General features: G+C 62.9%; 16 protein-coding genes and 1 other RNA gene. 10 read left to right on the forward strand and 7 right to left on the reverse strand.

All coding sequences use genetic code 11. The annotated features are described in order from the left end of the window. Positions 1-46 precede the first annotated feature (46 nt). Positions 47-976 carry a glyoxylate/hydroxypyruvate reductase A gene (locus ASD87_RS26410; RefSeq protein ID WP_056327912.1) on the forward strand — a complete coding sequence of 310 codons (930 nt, stop codon included), beginning with the start codon at positions 47-49 and terminating at the stop codon, positions 974-976. Here ASD87_RS26410 and ASD87_RS26415 read toward each other — a convergent pair. After that, on the reverse strand, positions 970-1,905 hold the full coding sequence (locus tag ASD87_RS26415) for a LysR family transcriptional regulator (RefSeq protein WP_056327913.1): 936 nt from the start codon (positions 1,903-1,905) through the stop codon (positions 970-972). The two genes, ASD87_RS26410 and ASD87_RS26415, sit on opposite strands and share 7 nt — an antisense overlap. 193 nt (positions 1,906-2,098) lie before the next feature. Here ASD87_RS26415 and ASD87_RS26420 point away from each other — a divergent pair, with 193 nt between their 5' ends. Continuing rightward, positions 2,099-2,728, forward strand: a complete 630-nt coding sequence (locus ASD87_RS26420) for an FMN-dependent NADH-azoreductase (RefSeq protein WP_056327914.1) — start codon at positions 2,099-2,101, stop codon at positions 2,726-2,728. 72 nt (positions 2,729-2,800) lie between these two features. Here ASD87_RS26420 and ASD87_RS26425 read toward each other — a convergent pair whose 3' ends face one another. The 4 genes from ASD87_RS26425 to ASD87_RS26440 form a co-directional block, all read right to left on the reverse strand. Further along, positions 2,801-3,706, reverse strand: coding sequence for an NAD(P)-dependent oxidoreductase (locus ASD87_RS26425; RefSeq protein ID WP_056327915.1), 906 nt, complete (start codon positions 3,704-3,706; stop codon positions 2,801-2,803). Between the two features lie 57 nt (positions 3,707-3,763). Continuing rightward, a complete protein-coding gene (locus tag ASD87_RS26430) occupies positions 3,764-5,368 on the reverse strand; it encodes a gamma-glutamyltransferase family protein (RefSeq protein ID WP_056327916.1) in 1,605 nt (534 codons plus the stop codon). A 182-nt stretch (positions 5,369-5,550) separates the two neighbouring features. Then, entirely contained in the window at positions 5,551-7,056 is a 1,506-nt protein-coding gene (locus ASD87_RS26435) for a tripartite tricarboxylate transporter permease (protein WP_056327917.1), read from the reverse strand. A gap of 13 nt (positions 7,057-7,069) precedes the next feature. Next, positions 7,070-7,534 (reverse strand): tripartite tricarboxylate transporter TctB family protein, encoded by a 465-nt coding sequence (locus tag ASD87_RS26440; protein ID WP_056327918.1) that lies wholly within the window; start codon positions 7,532-7,534, stop codon positions 7,070-7,072. Positions 7,535-8,014: 480 nt separating this feature from the next. Between ASD87_RS26440 and ASD87_RS26445 the strand changes: the two genes are divergently transcribed. The 4 genes from ASD87_RS26445 (at position 8,015) to ASD87_RS26455 (ending at position 9,838) form a co-directional block, all read left to right on the forward strand. Then, the gene (locus ASD87_RS26445; protein WP_056327919.1) at positions 8,015-8,461 is read left to right on the forward strand and encodes a hypothetical protein; all 447 of its coding nucleotides are present in this window, start codon (positions 8,015-8,017) and stop codon (positions 8,459-8,461) included. Beyond that, the gene (locus tag ASD87_RS26450; RefSeq protein WP_056327920.1) at positions 8,461-8,772 is read left to right on the forward strand and encodes a cell division protein ZapA; all 312 of its coding nucleotides are present in this window, start codon (positions 8,461-8,463) and stop codon (positions 8,770-8,772) included. Before ASD87_RS26445 ends, ASD87_RS26450 begins: the two co-directional genes overlap by 1 nt. A 31-nt stretch (positions 8,773-8,803) precedes the next feature. After that, positions 8,804-8,989: non-coding RNA, 6S RNA (gene ssrS, locus ASD87_RS26810), on the forward strand. A gap of 84 nt (positions 8,990-9,073) precedes the next feature. After that, positions 9,074-9,838, forward strand: a complete 765-nt coding sequence (locus ASD87_RS26455) for an SIMPL domain-containing protein (RefSeq protein WP_056327921.1) — start codon at positions 9,074-9,076, stop codon at positions 9,836-9,838. Here the strand turns inward: ASD87_RS26455 and lgt are convergent. Next, positions 9,813-10,601, reverse strand: coding sequence for a prolipoprotein diacylglyceryl transferase (gene lgt / locus ASD87_RS26460; RefSeq protein WP_056327922.1), 789 nt, complete (start codon positions 10,599-10,601; stop codon positions 9,813-9,815). The genes ASD87_RS26455 and lgt overlap by 26 nt on opposite strands. 130 nt (positions 10,602-10,731) lie before the next feature. Here lgt and ilvD point away from each other — a divergent pair, with 130 nt between their 5' ends. The 3 genes from ilvD (at position 10,732) to msrA (ending at position 13,366) form a co-directional block, all read left to right on the forward strand. After that, positions 10,732-12,417 (forward strand): dihydroxy-acid dehydratase, encoded by a 1,686-nt coding sequence (gene ilvD, locus ASD87_RS26465; protein WP_056327923.1) that lies wholly within the window; start codon positions 10,732-10,734, stop codon positions 12,415-12,417. Beyond that, on the forward strand, positions 12,401-12,736 hold the full coding sequence (locus tag ASD87_RS26470) for a c-type cytochrome (RefSeq protein WP_056327924.1): 336 nt from the start codon (positions 12,401-12,403) through the stop codon (positions 12,734-12,736). The genes ilvD and ASD87_RS26470 overlap by 17 nt, the downstream gene beginning before the upstream one ends. Positions 12,737-12,811: 75 nt before the next feature. Next, positions 12,812-13,366 carry a peptide-methionine (S)-S-oxide reductase MsrA gene (msrA, locus tag ASD87_RS26475; RefSeq protein ID WP_056327925.1) on the forward strand — a complete coding sequence of 185 codons (555 nt, stop codon included), beginning with the start codon at positions 12,812-12,814 and terminating at the stop codon, positions 13,364-13,366. Between the two features lie 216 nt (positions 13,367-13,582). On the opposite strand, the gene hppD is transcribed toward msrA, so the two are convergent. Continuing rightward, positions 13,583-14,695 (reverse strand): 4-hydroxyphenylpyruvate dioxygenase, encoded by a 1,113-nt coding sequence (hppD, locus tag ASD87_RS26480; protein WP_056327926.1) that lies wholly within the window; start codon positions 14,693-14,695, stop codon positions 13,583-13,585. Positions 14,696-14,851: 156 nt separating this feature from the next. On the opposite strand from hppD, the gene ASD87_RS26485 reads away from it, so the two are divergent. Then, positions 14,852-15,328: an Lrp/AsnC family transcriptional regulator gene (locus ASD87_RS26485; RefSeq protein WP_056327939.1), complete on the forward strand. Its 477-nt coding sequence runs from the start codon at positions 14,852-14,854 to the stop codon at positions 15,326-15,328. Positions 15,329-16,228 lie beyond the last annotated feature (900 nt).

Genomic DNA, 16,228 nt, shown 5'->3' on the forward strand with positions numbered 1-16,228 from the left:
CGGCATCCCTCATGCTTGGGGTTTTCATCGCCTGCCCGCTGCCACCATGCACATTCTCTTTGCTTGTCCCCATCACGATCCCGACGCCTGGGTGCCTCGCCTCGAGGCCGCGATGCCCGGCTGCCGTATTTCGGTCTGGAACCCGGACGGTCCGCCTTCTGGCGCCGAAGTCGCGTTGGTCTGGCGTCCGCCCGTCCAGCTCTTCCAGCACGAAACCGGTTTGAAGACGCTCTTCAATCTGGGCGCGGGCGTCGATGCCTTGTTGAAGATGCCCGAGATTCCCGATCACGTGCGCATCGTGCGCCTTGAAGACGCCGGCATGGCGGTGCAGATGGCCGAATACGCGCTGTATGCATTGCTGCGCGTTTCGCGCGATTTCGAAGCCTTCGACCAGGCGCAGGCACGGCAGCATTGGGACACCCGCGAAGGCACCCGGCAAGCCGACTGGCCCGTGGGGGTTCTGGGGCTGGGACAGGTCGGCGCGCGCGTGGCGCAGACGCTGGCCGAGTTCGGCTACCCCGTCGCGGGCTGGTCGCGGTCGCCGCGCCAGATTCCCGGTGTGGAATCCTTCGCAGGCGAAGCCGCCTTGCCCGAATTCCTTGGCCGCACGCGCTTTCTGGTCAATGTTCTGCCGCTCACGCCCGACACGCAGGGCATCCTGAATCGCGAGACCCTGTCGCGGCTGCTGCCCGGCGCGCATCTGGTCAACGTCGGACGCGGCGAGCATCTGGTCGAGGACGATCTGGTGCAGATGCTTGAAGAGGGCGAGATCGCGGGCGCCACGCTCGACGTCTTTCACACCGAGCCGCTGCCCAAGGATCACCCGTTCTGGCACGACCCGCGGGTCCACGTCACGCCGCATATCGCGGCGCGCACGCTGCGCGACGAAAGCATCGCGCAGATCGCGGGCAAGGTCGCGCAACTGAAGCGCGGCGAAGCCATCACCGGCGTGGTCGAGCGCTCGCGCGGCTACTGAGGCGCGGGAGACGCGGCTTTATCCAGACGCTCGTACATCGAGGGCAGGCGCTGCGACAGGAAATCCAGCAGCGTTCGCACGGCGGGCATCATGCCCCGCCGTGACGGATAGATGCAGTGCACGATGCCCTCGGGCGATTGCCATTGCGGCAGCACCGGCACTAGCTGCCCGCGGCGCAGTTCCTCCTGCGTGGCAATCGACGGCAGCAGGGCAATGCCGCGTCCGCGCACGGCCGCTTCCGTCAGCACGATGAAATCGTTGCATGACAGTTGCGGCTTCAGTTCGATGTGCACCTCTTCGCCCTTGTCGTTGCGCAGGGGCCAGCGCACTTCATTTTGCGGATCGCTGAAGCTCAGCGTGACGTGAGACGCCAGATCCTGCGGCGTATCGGGCGCGCCGTGGCGTTGCAGATAGCCGGGGCTGGCCACCAGCGTGCCGCGCGCCGTGCCCAGATGCCGCACGACCAGTTCCGCGTCCGTGTCCAGCTTCGTGCGGACCCGCAGCGCCAGGTCCACGCCCTCGCGGATCAGGTCCACGCGCCGGTTGGTGACCAGCAATTGCACCGAGATCGCCGGCCACGCGTCCAGGAATTCCGGCAGCAGCGGCGCCAGCACGTCCTGCGCGATCGACACCGGGCAACTCACGATGACCGGACCGGTGGGCTCGGCCTGCAACTGCCGCATGGCGTCGTCCGCAGCCCGAGCCGAGGCGGCCATCTCGCGACAGTAATGCAGATAGCGTTCGCCGGCGGACGTCAGCCGCAGCCGGCGGGTGGTGCGCTGCAAGAGGCGCACGCCCAGGCTTTCTTCCAGGTGTGAAATTCGGCGGGAGAGACGGGATTTCGGGATGTCCAGCGCGCGTGCCGCCGCGCTGAAGCCTCCTTGCTCGACGACTTGCGAAAAGTAGTAGAGGTCATTGAGATCTTGCATGATTGTTCTATGTTTGGAACGAACAGTTCATCATACCCGTATTTATGTATTCAATCGGTCCATCTACAGTGACGGCATGCACAACGGATCTGCCAACGCCGCCCAAGCGGCAAGGCCCCGCCCGATCATCCTGACGGGTGCGGCGCTGACAGATCCAGACCCCCGCCCGGGGGAACCCACTGGAGATACTGCAATGAAGACCCTGGTCATCCTTTCCTCGATTCTCGGCGAACGTTCCAACAGCAAGCAATTGGCCGATCACCTGATTGCCCGCGTCAAGGCTGCCAACCCGGCCTCGGCCATCAAGGTCCGCGACATCGGCGCGCAACCCATTCCTTACTTCGATGGCAACACCGCCGGCGCCCTGTTCACGCCCGCCGAGTCCCGCACCGTCGAGCAGCAGCGGCTGGTCGAGCTGAGCGACTCGCTCATCGCTGAACTGATGGACGCCGATCGCATCGTGTTCGCCGTCCCGGTTTACAACTTCAACCTGCCGGCGCAATTCAAGTCCTATCTGGACCACCTGGCGCGCGCCGGGGTCACGTTCCGTTATACGCCGGAAGGCGTGCCCGAGGGGCTCGTCAAGGGTAAGCAGGTGATCGTGCTGACCGCGCGTGGCGGCAAGGCCGAGGGCACGCCCTCGGACACGATGACGCCGTACCTGCGCCAGATGCTCGCCTTCCTGGGCATGACTGACGTGACCTTCATTGCCGCCGAAGGCATGGCGATGGGCGAAGTGGCCGCGCTGGAAGGGCTGGCCCTGGCCAAGCAACGCATCGATGCGCTGCTGCCGGCCGCTGGCCACGCCTCGCTTGCCGCCTGACCGCGCGCACCCGGCATGAAAAAAGGCGAGCCGCGAGGCTCGCCTTTTTCGTAGGTCCGAAAAACCAGATCTTTAGTCGCGCAGCCGCTTGATGAGGCTGGACGTGTCCCAGCGGCCGCCGCCCAGCTTCTGGACGTCGCCGTAGAACTGGTCCACCAGCGCGGTCAAGGGCAGGCGCGCGCCGTTGTTGCGCGCTTCTGCCAGCACCAGGCCTAGGTCCTTGCGCATCCAGTCCACCGCAAAGCCGAAGTCGAACTTGTCGTCGACCATGGTCCCGCCGCGGTTCTCCATCTGCCAGCTCTGCGCCGCGCCCTTGCTGATCACGTCCAGCACCTGCTTCATGTCCAGGTCTGCCGCCTGGCCGAACGCGATCGCCTCCGACAGGCCCTGCACGATGCCGGCGATGCAGATCTGGTTGACCATCTTGGCAAGTTGGCCGGCGCCCGGGTGGCCCACCAGCGTGACCGCGCGGCCAAAGCACTGGGCCACCGGCTTGACCGCGTCGAACACCGCCTGCTCGCCGCCGCACATGACCGTCAGCACGCCGTTGACGGCGCCCGCCTGGCCGCCCGACACGGGGGCGTCGATGAAGTTCAGGCCCAGTTCCTTGGCGTGCGCATGGAGCTCACGCGCCACGTCGGCGGAAGCCGTCGTATGGTCGACGAACACGGCGCCGGGCGCCATGCCCGCAAACGCGCCGTCCGGACCCAGCACGACGCTGCGCAGGTCGTCATCGTTGCCCACGCAGGCAAAGACGATCTGTGCACCGGCAACGGCTTCGCGCGGCGTGGCGGCGCTGTGGCCGCCAAACTCGGCAACCCAGGCCTGCGCCTTGGCGGGCGTGCGGTTGTAGACGGTGACGTCGTGCCCGGCGCGGGCCAGGTGACCGGCCATGGGCAAGCCCATCACGCCCAATCCGAGGAAAGCGACTTTCTGGGCTACGGCTGCGTCGTAGCTCTTGGTACCGATCGTTGCCATGCAGTGGACTCCGCTGAATAAGGGTAGGTCTGTTTCAGGACACTAACCTTAACGCAATCAAAAGCCGGCGGCGAGTCCATCTCGGCGGCTGTCGCTGGCGCTGACGTAGCCATCGACGGCCGGATCGCCCAGCCGCCAGATGAACTGGCCCGATCCGAAGTCCATGTAGGGATCTTCCATGCCCTGCAGCACATGGCCGCGCTCGCGCAGCCCCTGGACAACAGCGGGCGAGACCGTCGCCTCCAGGTCCACCTCAAGGCCGCGGTTCCACTTCCAGCGCGGCGCGTCGCACGCGGCCTGCGGCTGCTGGCCGTAGTCCAGCATGCGCACCAGCGCCTGCATCTGGCCCTGCGGCTGCATGTTGCCGCCCATGACGCCAAAGCTCATCACCGGGGCGCCGTCACGCATCAGGAAACCCGGAATGATCGTGTGAAACGGCCGCTTCCCGCTCGCCACCACATTCGCATGATCGGGATCGGTGCTGAAGCCGTACCCGCGGTTCTGCAGGCTGACGCCGGTGCCTGGCGCCACGACGCCAGACCCAAACCCCATGTAGTTCGACTGGATGAAGCTGACCATCATCCCGTTGCGATCGGCGGCGGTCAGGTAGACCGTGCCGCCTTGCGGCGCGTGGCCGGTGGCGAAGGTTTGCGCCGACCGCGGATCGATCAGGCGCGCGCGTTCGGCCAGGTAGTCCGCGCGCAGCATCTGCTCGGGCGCGACCTGCATGTGGCGTGCATCGGCCACGTGCGCATAGACGTCGGCAAAGGCGAGCTTCATCGCCTCGATCAGCAGGTGTTGCGTCTCGGGATGATCGATCGGGCGCGCGGCCAGATCGAAATTCTGCAGGATCCCCAGCGCGATCAGCGCGGCGATGCCTTGGCCATTGGGCGGAATCTGGTGCAGCGTATGGCCGCGGTATGACTGGCTGATCGGGGTCACCCATTCGGGCGCGAATTCGCGCAGATCCTTTAGCGTCAGGGCTGCATCGTGCGCCTGCGCGTGCGCCACCAGCTTGTGGGCGGTCTCGCCTTCGTAGAAATCGCGTCCGCTGGTCGCGGCGATGCGCTTGAGCGTGGCTGCCGCGCCTTGCAGCACGAAGTGTTCGCCAATTTGCGGCGCGCGCCCGCGCGGCAGGAAATGATCGGCAAAGCCCGGCTGCGGCTGCAGCACGTCGGCTTGCGCGGCCCACTTCTGGTGCACCATGGGCGTGATCGCGAAACCGCGTTCGGCGTATTCGATGGCGGGCGCCAGGATATCGGCGAAAGACAGGCGGCCCAGCTTCTCATGCAACGCGCCCCAGCCGGCCACGCAACCCGGCACGGTCACGCTGTCCCAGCCGCGCGCGGGGATCGCGCCTTGGTGCTTGCGCCGGAAGTAGTCCACGTTCCAGGCCGCCGGCGCCGGTCCGGATGCGTTCAGGCCATGCAGCTTCGCCCCATCCCAGACGATCGCAAAGCAGTCCGAGCCCAGCCCGTTGCTGACCGGCTCGGTCAATGCCAGCGTAGAGGCCGCGGCGATGGCCGCGTCCACCGCATTGCCGCCTTGCGCCAGGATCCGCAACCCTGCCTGAGCGGCCAAGGGGTGGGACGTGGCGACGACATTGCGGGCGAAGACAGGCGTGCGGGTGGTCGTGTAGGGATTCTTCCAGTCGAAATTCATGTCCGAATCATCGCGTGGGGTAAACCCGTAGCTTAACGTAGATGAATCCGTCTCTGTACGATTGGTTGCGTGGCGTAATTATTTGTATTTTTCAGCGCGGCGAGCGCCCAAAGAAAAACCCCCGGGACAGGCCCGGGGGTTTTGAAGGCTGGGGCGCCGCATCAAGGGCGGCGCGCTGGGCCTTAGTCTTCTTCGACGAAGGTCTCTTCGCGCTTCTTGCGGATGGCCGGCAGGGCCACCAGGATCACCAGGAACACGGCGACGGCCAGCAGGGTAGCGGACAGCGGACGCGTCACGAAGGTGGAGAAGTCGCCGCGCGACAGCAGCAGGGCACGGCGGAAGTTCTCTTCCATCATGGGGCCCAGCACCAGGCCCAGCAGCAGCGGGGCGCCTTCGCACTTCAGCTTCGACCACACATACCCGATGATGCCGAACATGGCTGTGGTGAAGATGTCGAACGGGTTGTAGTTAAGCGAGTACACACCGATCGTGCAGAACACCAGAATCGCCGGGAACAGAATGCGGTAGGGCACCTTCAGCAGCTTGACCCACAGGCCGATCAGCGGCAGGTTCAGCACCACCAGCATCAGGTTGCCGATCCACATCGAGGCGATCAGGCCCCAGAACAGCTCCGGGTGGCTCGACATGACTTGCGGGCCGGGCTGGATGTTGTGGATGGTCATGGCGCCCACCATCAGCGCCATCACGGCGTTGCCGGGGATACCAAGCGTCAGCAGCGGGATGAACGAAGTCTGGGCTGCGGCGTTGTTCGCCGATTCCGGGCCCGCCAGGCCGGCCGGGTGGCCCTTGCCGAAGCGTTCCGGATTCTTCGAGATCTTCTTTTCCAGCGTGTACGACGCGAACGACGACAGCACCGCGCCACCGCCCGGCAGGATGCCCAGGGCCGAACCCAGCGCCGTGCCGCGCAGCACGGCCGGGGCGGCTTCCTTGAATTCCTGCTTGTTCGGATACAGCGTGCCGATCTTATCGGTGATGTCGACGCGGTTTTCCTTCTGCTCGAGGTTGGTCATGATTTCGGCAAAGCCGAACACGCCCATGGCAACGATGGCGAAGTCGATGCCGTCCTGCAGTTCCGGCACGCCGAAGTCGAAGCGGGCAACGCCCGAGTTGACGTCGGTGCCGACCATGCCGAGCAGCAGGCCCAGGATGATCATCGCGATGGCCTTGGGCAGCGAACCCGAAGCCAGCACCACGGCGCCGACCAGGCCCAGGCACATCAGCGAGAAGTACTCGGCGGGGCCGAACTTGAACGCGACTTCAGCCAGCGGGGGCGCAAAGGCAGCCAGCAGCAGCGTGGCAACGCAACCGGCAAAGAACGAGCCCAGTGCGGCAATTGCCAGCGCAGCGCCCGCCCGGCCGTTACGGGCCATCTGGTGACCGTCCAGCACGGTCACCACCGCAGACGTTTCCCCTGGCAGCGCCACAAGAATGGCCGTCGTGGATCCGCCGTACTGGGCGCCGTAGTAAATACCCGCCAGCATGATCAGGCCGGCCACCGGGGGCAGCACGTACGTGATCGGCAGCAGCATGGCGATGGTCGGAACGGGGCCGATGCCCGGAAGCACGCCGATCAGCGTACCCAGGATGCAGCCCAGCAGTGCGTACAGGAGGTTCTCGGGCGTGAACGCCACCGAGAAACCCATCATGAGGTTGTCAAACAATTCCATGGCCGATTGCTCCTCAGTTCATGCCCAGAAACGACGGCCACAGCGGGAAAATCAGCCCCAGCCCCTTGATGAATGCCAGGTAGGTGAACAGCACCAGGAAGATGCCGTTGGCCACGGCGACCTTCAGGTTGAATTCATGGCTGGCAAGGCTGCTGACGACCACCAGCACGAACACCGAGATGTAGACGCCCAGAAGTTTGAGGATCAGGCCATATAGAACGACCGAGCCCACCACCAGGAAGACGATGCGCCAGTCGAACTTGTCGACATGCGTTTCATGGGCTTTCTTGGACAGCGAGCCAAGCAGCACGATGGCGCCGAGCAGTGCGAGAACAATGCCCAGCCAGAAAGGAAAGTATCCGGGTCCCATTCGGGCAGCAGTACCCATTTGGTAGCTGCTGGCCTGCCAGGCGAATCCTAGCCCAAGGGCGATGAACATCACCCCCGACCAGAAGTCCTGTCGATTGCGTAGCTGCATGATTGGTTGGCTCCTGTTTACAGCATGTAGATAAAAGAGGTTTGTAGCCGGATGGGACACCCGCCGAAAGGCGAGTGACAGGCACAAAAAAGGCACTTCGGGGTGCCATTAATTATTCTGAAAGCGACGACGTGGTTTCTTGAAAGGCCGAATGGTAATGGACGCCTGCCACGCTGCAAACCCTGTAAGGTCGGTGAAAGCCTGGGGTTTTCCCTAGAATTGGGGAACTCCCGATCCCTGTTTGTAACGCGGTCGAAAGTTTGAGGGCTTTTTGAAAGCTAAGTGAAAGTTTATAGAAAGAATCGCGAAAGCCGGATCGGCCGGATGCGGCAATTTCGGGGGATGGGACTTTTCATGGCAGGCAAGAGCCGGTAACCTTCGCGCGCCAAAACCCAACCGTATTTCCTACTGAATATTGCCGGGTTTCTCACCTTGCGTGAAGAGGCCCGGTCCATCCCAGGATGGTTTACGATAGCGCCCATGCTGCAAGATCTAGACCAACTCGCCGCCCGAATCGGGCAACTGGTGCAACGCACCCGCCAACTCCACGCCGAGCGTGACGCGTTGCGTCTACGCGTGAACGAATTCGAAGCCGAGCAGCGCGTGCTCAAGCAGCGCGCCGCTGACCGCGAAGCCGAAGTCGTCACGCTGCAAAGCAAGCTTCAAGATAACGACGGCGCCGTCTCGGCCATGCTCGAAGAAGCCAAGCGGGCGGAAGCCGCGCTGCGCGAACAACTCGCGCGCGAGACCGCCGAGCGCCACGCGCTCGAGTCGCGGTTCGCCGCACGCGAAAGCGAACTGCAGGGTAGCCTGCAATCGCGCGACACAGAACTACAGCGCTTGCGCGTGGCCGCCGCGTCGGCCCGCGAGCGCATCGACGCCGTCCTGGCCCGCTTGCCGGGTGCGCCGTCCGGAGAGCAACACTAATGGAACGTGTAGACGTATCGATCCTCGGCCGCGAGTACTCGCTTGCATGCTCCGCCGAAGAAAAGCCCACGTTGCTGGCAGCCGTGCGCCATGTCGATCAGCTCATGCTGCGCATCCAGGGCACGGGCAAGGTTTCCAGCAATGAACGCATCGCCGTGATGGCCGCATTGCAGGTCGCTGGCGAGCTGCTTGCAATGAAAGCGCCCGATGGTCCGCTGGGCGGTTTGGCGGTCGGCGACTTCAAGCGTAGAATTGAGGACATGAACGCAGTACTCGATGACGCCTTGTCGGGTCAGGAAAAACTGCTCTAACGTTCATAAGCAGCATTCAAGATTTTTCAGTTTGTCCCTGCCGTGTTCGTGACTAGGCCATACATTCTCTGAACCTATGTCTTTTTGGCATATTGGTTGCGGGAGTGCAGAGCTGGAGTGATTGTCTCTTGCGGACGAACCCGATGCTCTTCGGAACGCGACCACCTTGAACCTCAGGGTTCGAGATGCCGGCCTTGACGGCACAGGCGGGGCATCTATCCCAGCGGGCCTGCCATTAGCGCAGGTCCGCGTCGGGTGCCTCTCGGCAAATCCCCTTCGTCCTCCCTCCTAGGACCAGTCCATGTTCAAACACCCCGTTTTTTCGCTCACCAAGCTTGGTGCGGCGTGCGCAGCCGTGGCCGCCATCGCTGCGGCTCAACCCGTTTTCGCGCAGACGCAGGCGCCTGCCGCAACGGCCGCCGCCGAGCCCGCCGCAAACCGCTCGCCCGAACTGACCTTGCAAGCCATGGCGTCTTCCGAGGTCAAGCAGGACACGGTCCGCATTGCGCTGTCCGCGGAAGTTGAAGCGCCGGACCAGCCGGCCGCCGGCCAGAAGCTGACCGCCGCGCTCGAAGACGCCGTCAAGCGTGCGCGCGACACGAAGGACGTGGAAGTGCGCACCAGCAGCTTCAACGTCTGGCCCAACATGAACAACAAGGGAAAGATCGCCTCGTGGCGCGGCCAGGGCGAGATCGTGCTGGAGTCCAAGGACTTCGCGGCTGCCGCCGCGCTGGCTTCCAAGCTGTCCGACAAGACCGCCATTTCCAACATCAGCTTCTCGCTGTCGCCGGCCGCCCGTGAAGCCGAAGAGCGCAAGCTGCTGAAAGAAGCCGCGCAGGCCTTCAAGGATCGCGCACTGGCCGCGGCCAATGCCTTCGGCTTTTCCGGCTACCGCCTGTCCAAGATTGAACTCGGCGGTTCCGGCGGCCCCGTGCCGGTTCAACGCATGGTCGGCGCGGCAATGGCCAAGGGCGGTTCGTTCAGCAGCGCCGACGTCAGCGTTCCCCTTGAAGCAGGGAACGTGACGGTCAGCGTCGCGGTCAACGGGACGATCGTTTTGCAGTAAGACTGAACATGATGGCGCCCAGGGCGACCATCGGCAGGGACAGCCACTGTCCCATGCTCAATCCACCCGCGAGCAGACCCAGGAAGTTGTCCGGCTCGCGCGTGAATTCCACCAGGAAGCGGAACGTTCCATAGCCCATCAGGAACAATCCGCTGACCTGACCCAGCGGCCGCGGCTTGCTCGAAAACCACCACAGCAGCGCAAACAGCACGATGCCTTCCAGGCCCAGCTCATAGAGCTGCGACGGATGGCGCGGCAGTCCGTCGCCGCTGTCGGGGAACACCATGGCCCACGGCACGTCGGTGGGACGGCCCCACAGTTCGCCATTGATGAAATTGCCCAGCCGGCCAAAGCCCAGTCCCAGCGGAATCAGCGGCGCAATGAAATCGCTGATCGCAAAGAACGGCAGGCCCTTCTTGCGCGCGAACAGCAGCATCACCAGGATCACGCCAATCAGGCCGCCGTGGAAAGACATGCCGCCTTGCCACAGATACAGCACTTCAAGCGGATGCGACAGGTAATAGCCCGGCTTGTAGAACAGCACGTATCCCAGCCTGCCCCCCAGCACCACGCCCAGCACGCTATAGAAGATCAGGTCTTCCAGGTCCCGCACGTTCAGGGACGTGGTGTGCCCGCTCTTGATGCGGTGGCGGCCCAGCAAATACACGAGCGCGAAGCCCGCCAGGTACATCAGCCCATACCAATGAATGGCTAGCGGCCCGATCTGCAGGGCGATGGGGTCGATTTTTGGATATTCCAGCATGTTCTGCCCGACACAATAAAGTTGAATGATAATAACCGGCGAGCACTGAAGATTCGCATGCCAAGCGAGCCAGCTTCCCCGGGTGCGTTCGCCATGTCCGCGCCCCGACGGCCGACAGGAGACACTGACCATGCCGCACAACGAACGTTCCCGCCACATCACCCAAGGCGTCGCGCGCGCGCCCAATCGCGCCATGTACTACGCGCTGGGCTACAAAGAGGCCGATTTCGAAAACCCCATGATCGGCGTGGCCAACGGCCATTCGACGATCACGCCCTGTAATAGCGGCTTGCAGCGGTTGGCCGACGCCGCCATCGACGCGATCCGCGCCTCGCGCGCCAATCCCCAGGTGTTCGGCACGCCCACCATCTCCGATGGCATGTCCATGGGCACCGAAGGCATGAAGTACTCGCTGGTGTCGCGCGAGGTCATCGCCGACTGCATCGAAACCGCCGCGCAGGGCCAATGGATGGACGGCGTCGTCGTCATCGGCGGATGCGACAAGAACATGCCTGGCGGCATGATCGCCCTGGCGCGCACCAACGTGCCCGGCATCTATGTCTACGGCGGAACCATCAAGCCAGGCCGCTACAAGGGCAACGACCTCACCATTGTGTCCGTATTCGAGGCCGTCGGCGAATACACCATGGGCCGCATGCCCGAAGAGGACTTCAAGCAGATCGAGAAATGCGCGATTCCCGGCTCGGGCTCTTGCGGCGGCATGTACACCGCCAATACGATGAGCTCGGCATTCGAAGCCATGGGCATGAGTCTGCCGTATTCCAGCACGATGGCCAACGAAGACGAGGAAAAGGTCACTTCGGCCGCCGAGTCCGCGCGTGTGCTCGTCGACGCGGTCAAGCGCAACCTGCGCCCGCGCGACATCATCACCCGCGAATCCATCGAGAACGCCGTCTCCGTCATCATGGCCACGGGCGGATCGACCAACGCAGTGCTGCACTTCCTGGCCATCGCGCACGCCGCCGAAGTGCCGTGGACCATCGACGATTTCGAACGCATTCGCCGGCGCGTCCCGGTGCTGTGCGACCTGAAGCCGTCAGGCAAGTACGTGGCGACCGACCTGCATCGCGCCGGCGGCATTCCCCAGGTCATGAAACTCCTGCTCAATGCAGGCTTGCTGCATGGCGATTGCATCACCATCAGTGGCAAGACCATCGCTGAAACGCTCGCGGATGTGCCTGACGCGCCCCGCGCGGACCAGGATGTCATCATGCCCATCGATCGCGCGCTCTATCCGCAGGGCCACCTGGCGATCCTGAAGGGAAATCTGTCGCCCGAAGGGTGCGTCGCCAAGATCACCGGCCTGAAGAACCCCGTCATCACGGGCCCCGCGCGCGTGTTCGACTCGGAAGACGATGCCATGACCGCCATCATGGCCCAGCAGATCCGTGACGGCGACGTTGTAGTGATCCGCTACGAAGGCCCGAAGGGCGGCCCGGGCATGCGCGAAATGCTCGCGCCCACCTCGGCGCTTGTGGGGCAAGGACTGGGCGAAACCGTCGGACTCATCACCGATGGACGTTTTTCCGGGGGCACCTGGGGCATGGTCGTGGGGCACGTCGCGCCAGAAGCATATGTAGGCGGTCCCATCGCGCTGATCCAGGAAGGCGATTCGGTTACCATCGATGCCCACAAGCTGCTGCTGCAGCTCAATATCAGCGACGAAGAAATGGCGGCTCGTCGCCAGGCCTGGGTCCAGCCCAAGCCGCGTTATACACGCGGCGTGCTTGCCAAGTTCGGCAAGCTCGCCAGCACCGCCAGCCGTGGGGCAGTAACCGATGCTTTTGAAGATTAGTCTGTTGTTGGCCGCGGCCGGCGTCCTGAGCGCTGGCGCGGCGCATGCGCAAACCACCGGCCTGGATCTGGCCAAGAGCAAGGCCTGCATGGCCTGTCATCAGGTGGAAGCCAAGCGGGTCGGGCCGCCATTAAAGAGCGTGGCCGAACGATACGCGGGGCAGGGCGACGCCATGGTGGATTATCTGGCGGGCAAGATCCGTAGCGGTGGCCGCGGCGCCTGGGGCGCGGTGCCCATGCCCGCTCAGACCCACGTATCGCCCGAAGACGCCCGCGCCTTGTCCGAATGGATCTTGTCGCTGGCGCCGGCAAAGCAGTAGTCTTATTTTCATGCCCCGGTATCGAGCCGGGGGCGCGGGCCGCACGCAGCGGCCGCCTAAAGCAAAGGAATCGTCATGGCAGAACAACCATCACCGGGCAATGAAGTCGCCGTTCTTGGCGGCGGTTGCTTCTGGTGCGTCGAAGCAGTGTTTGCCGACCTGCGCGGAGTCAAAAGCGTGTTGCCGGGCTACAGCGGCGGACACGTCGACAATCCCAGCTACGAGCAGGTCTGCGGCAAGGACACCGGCCACATCGAAGTCGCCCGCATCGAGTTCGATCCCGCCGAACTCTCGTACAGCGATCTGCTGCGCGTCTTTTTCGCCACCCACGATCCCACCACCCCGGGGCGCCAGGGCAATGACATTGGCCCGCAGTACGAATCGGCCATCTTCTGGCAAAACGAATCGCAGCGCGAGCAGGCCGAGGCCGTCATCGCCGAGGTCGAGGCGCAAAAAGTCTACGATGCGCCCATCGTCACCAAGCTGCTGGCGCCGGCGCATTTCTGGCAGGCCGAGGACTATCACAGCAATTATTTCGCCCTGCATCCCGAGCAAGGCTATTGCCAGTTCGTGATCGCACCCAAGGTCGCCAAGTTCCGCAAGCAATTCCAGGATCGCCTGAAGCGCTGAGCGGCGGCAATCACTTCGCCTGACTGAAGGCCCCGTACGGCGGACACGCGTTGCGCCGACCGCTGCGGGGCCTTTTTTCATGCGGGGCCTTTCCCCGCGCGGTGCTTTTCCCGATGCGGCGCGTGTCAGCTCGCCGCGCGCTCAAAGAAAAACCCCGCCACTCAGCGGGGTTTGAGCAGGCTATGTCGACGCACGCCAGGCGCCTGTCTTCAAGCGTTATTCCACGGTCTTCAAAACACCGCGGCGCATCTGGTCCAGCTCGATCGATTCGAACAGGGCCTTGAAGTTGCCCTCTCCAAAGCCGTCATTGCCCTTGCGCTGAATGATCTCGAAAAAGATCGGGCCAATCTGGTTTTCGGTAAAGATCTGCAGCAGCAGTCCGCCACCCGGCGCGCCGTCCAGCAAGATGCGATTCTTCTGCAGGCGCGCCACGTCCTCGCCGTGGTTCGGCAGGCGCCGATCCAGCAGTTCGTAGTAGGTCTCGGGCGTGTCCAGGAACACGACGCCGGTCTTGCGCAGCGCTTCCACCGTGGCATAAATGTCATCGGTCGCCATGGCGATGTGCTGAATGCCCTCGCCGCGGTACAGATCCAGGTACTCCTGAATCTGGCCCTTCTCGTCGGTGCCTTCCTCGTTGATAGGAATGCGGATATTGCCGCAAGGCGAGGTCATCGCCTTGGACTTCACACCCGTCACCTTGCCCTCGATGTCGAAGTACCGCACTTCCCGGAAGTTGAACAGGCGCTCGTAGAACTCCGACCACTCGGCCATGCGGCCCTTGTGCACGTTGTGCGTCAGGTGGTCCACCAACGTCAGACCCGCGCCGCGCCAGTTGATGTCGGTCTGCGCGTTGGCCGGATCCAGCGGAATGAAGTCCACGTCATAGATGCTGATGTCGCCAATGCCGCCGTGGCCTTCCTTGCCGGCCCAGCGGTCCACCAGATAGATCAGCGAATCGCCGATGCCCTTGATGGCGGGGATGTTCAGTTCCATCGGGCCGCTATGGGAGTCGAAACCCCAGGCGCCCAGTTCCAGCGCGCGCTTGTAGGCGGCATTGGCGTCCTGCACGCGAAAGCCAATCGCACAGATCGAAGGGCCGTGCAAACGGGCAAAGCGCTGGGCAAAGGAATCGGGCTCGGCGTTGATCAGGAAATTCACGCCGCCTTGACGGTACAGGGTCACGTCCTTGTGGCGATGCTTGGCAATGGCCTTGAATCCCAGCAGTTCAAACACCTTGCGCAGCGCGGCGGGGTCCGGCGCGGCATATTCAATGAACTCGAACCCGGCGGTGCCCATCGGGTTGTCCCAGGGTTGGAAAGCGCTGCTCATAAGTCTGCTCCCTTGCATGTTTTAAGTGGACGACTTGTTGTTCAAGTCTAGACGCAGATTGTAGGTAGGAAGGGTGGGCAGACAATTGCAAACATGGCGCAAAAGCCAATAGTTTGAGCAATAATATTGCCCAATATTGTAATCAAGGGGTTGAAAATGTCTGCAATTGAGCTCGATAGGACAGATCTAAGGATTCTTGCCGAGCTGCAGCGGGACGGGCGCCTCAGCAATCAGGAACTGGCGGACCGCGTCTCCCTGTCTCCCAGCCCCTGCTTGCGCCGGGTGCGGCGCCTGGAAGAACAAGGCTTCATCAAGAAATACGTGGCGCTCATCGATGCGGCCAAGGTCGGGCTGGGGCTGCTCGCTTATGTGAACATCCGCCTGAACAAGCACAGCGGCTCCAGTCACGCGCCCATGAGCGACTTCGCGCGCGACGTCCAGTTGTGGCCGGAGGTCGTCGAGTGCTACGCCATGTCGGGTGACATGGACTACCTGATGCGCATCCAGGTCGCCGACCTGGCGCATTTCTCCCGTTTCGCCATGGACACGCTCATGCGCCACCCTGCAGTCGTGGACATGCGCTCGTTCTTCGCCCTGCAGCAGATCAAGGAAACGACGGAGCTTCGTATATAGATGGCGCGGCGCGGTGCTCCTGCCGGCCCTGGCCTTGAAGCGGCCGGATGTTGCGTGCCAGTCGGGCGGCACCGCTCGCTCCGGTCTTGCCCAGCCTACACGGGCTATGGGTTGTGATCGCACCGGCGCGCACCCGCGTATATATAGAGGGGCCTGGAGTCACCTCCTTATATATAGAGGAGCGAAGGAGTGCCGCCCCGCAGGCTGATCGCGGTGCGTCCCCTAAAAGAATCATATTTCTGCAAAATGGGTGTCATGCTGGCCACACACGCAGAATTTCTGTGCTATAGTCTCGCTCCTTCGCTGCTCACGCAGTTCCGAACAGCGAAGCCAAGCAAGTGCAACAGGTCAGCCCAAGGGCAGATCTGCCGCAAAAGCAGCTGGAAACGGCGCCAAGCGGTTATTGCAAAGTCGACGCAAATCAGGCAGAAGCCAGTTGCAAGATCTGCAAAAATTGTGCTATAGTCTTGGGCTTGGCTGGTGATGACGAATCAGGGTTTACCCCGAAACTGAATTTCAGCCACCTGTGCGGTAACCGGCCTTCGGATTTCCGGAGCTGCTTGCAAAGCAAGCGGGGTTGCAAGATAGGGTGCAAATCAGGCAGAAGCCGGTTGCACAATCTGCAAAAGCTGTGTTATAGTAGAGGGCTTGGCGGTTGCCGAAAAATTAGGGTTTACCCTGACGTTTCGATAGTCGCTAAGCGCTGAGAAATCAGCGCCGCGATTTGAAGTTTTAGCAGTACCGCTCTTTAACAACTAAACAACCGATAAGTGTGGGCGCTTGATGCGAGTGCAGCGATTGGGTTTCGGCCTTATCGCAAGCACAAGAAATCAAGTGCTCACTAGAAGTGAAGTACCTTAGACGTCAAGTTTAAGAACATACCTCACTTCCTTTGAGTAG

This window comes from Achromobacter sp. Root170 (assembly GCF_001428165.1).
GTDB classification, from domain to species: domain Bacteria; phylum Pseudomonadota; class Gammaproteobacteria; order Burkholderiales; family Burkholderiaceae_B; genus Achromobacter; species Achromobacter mucicolens.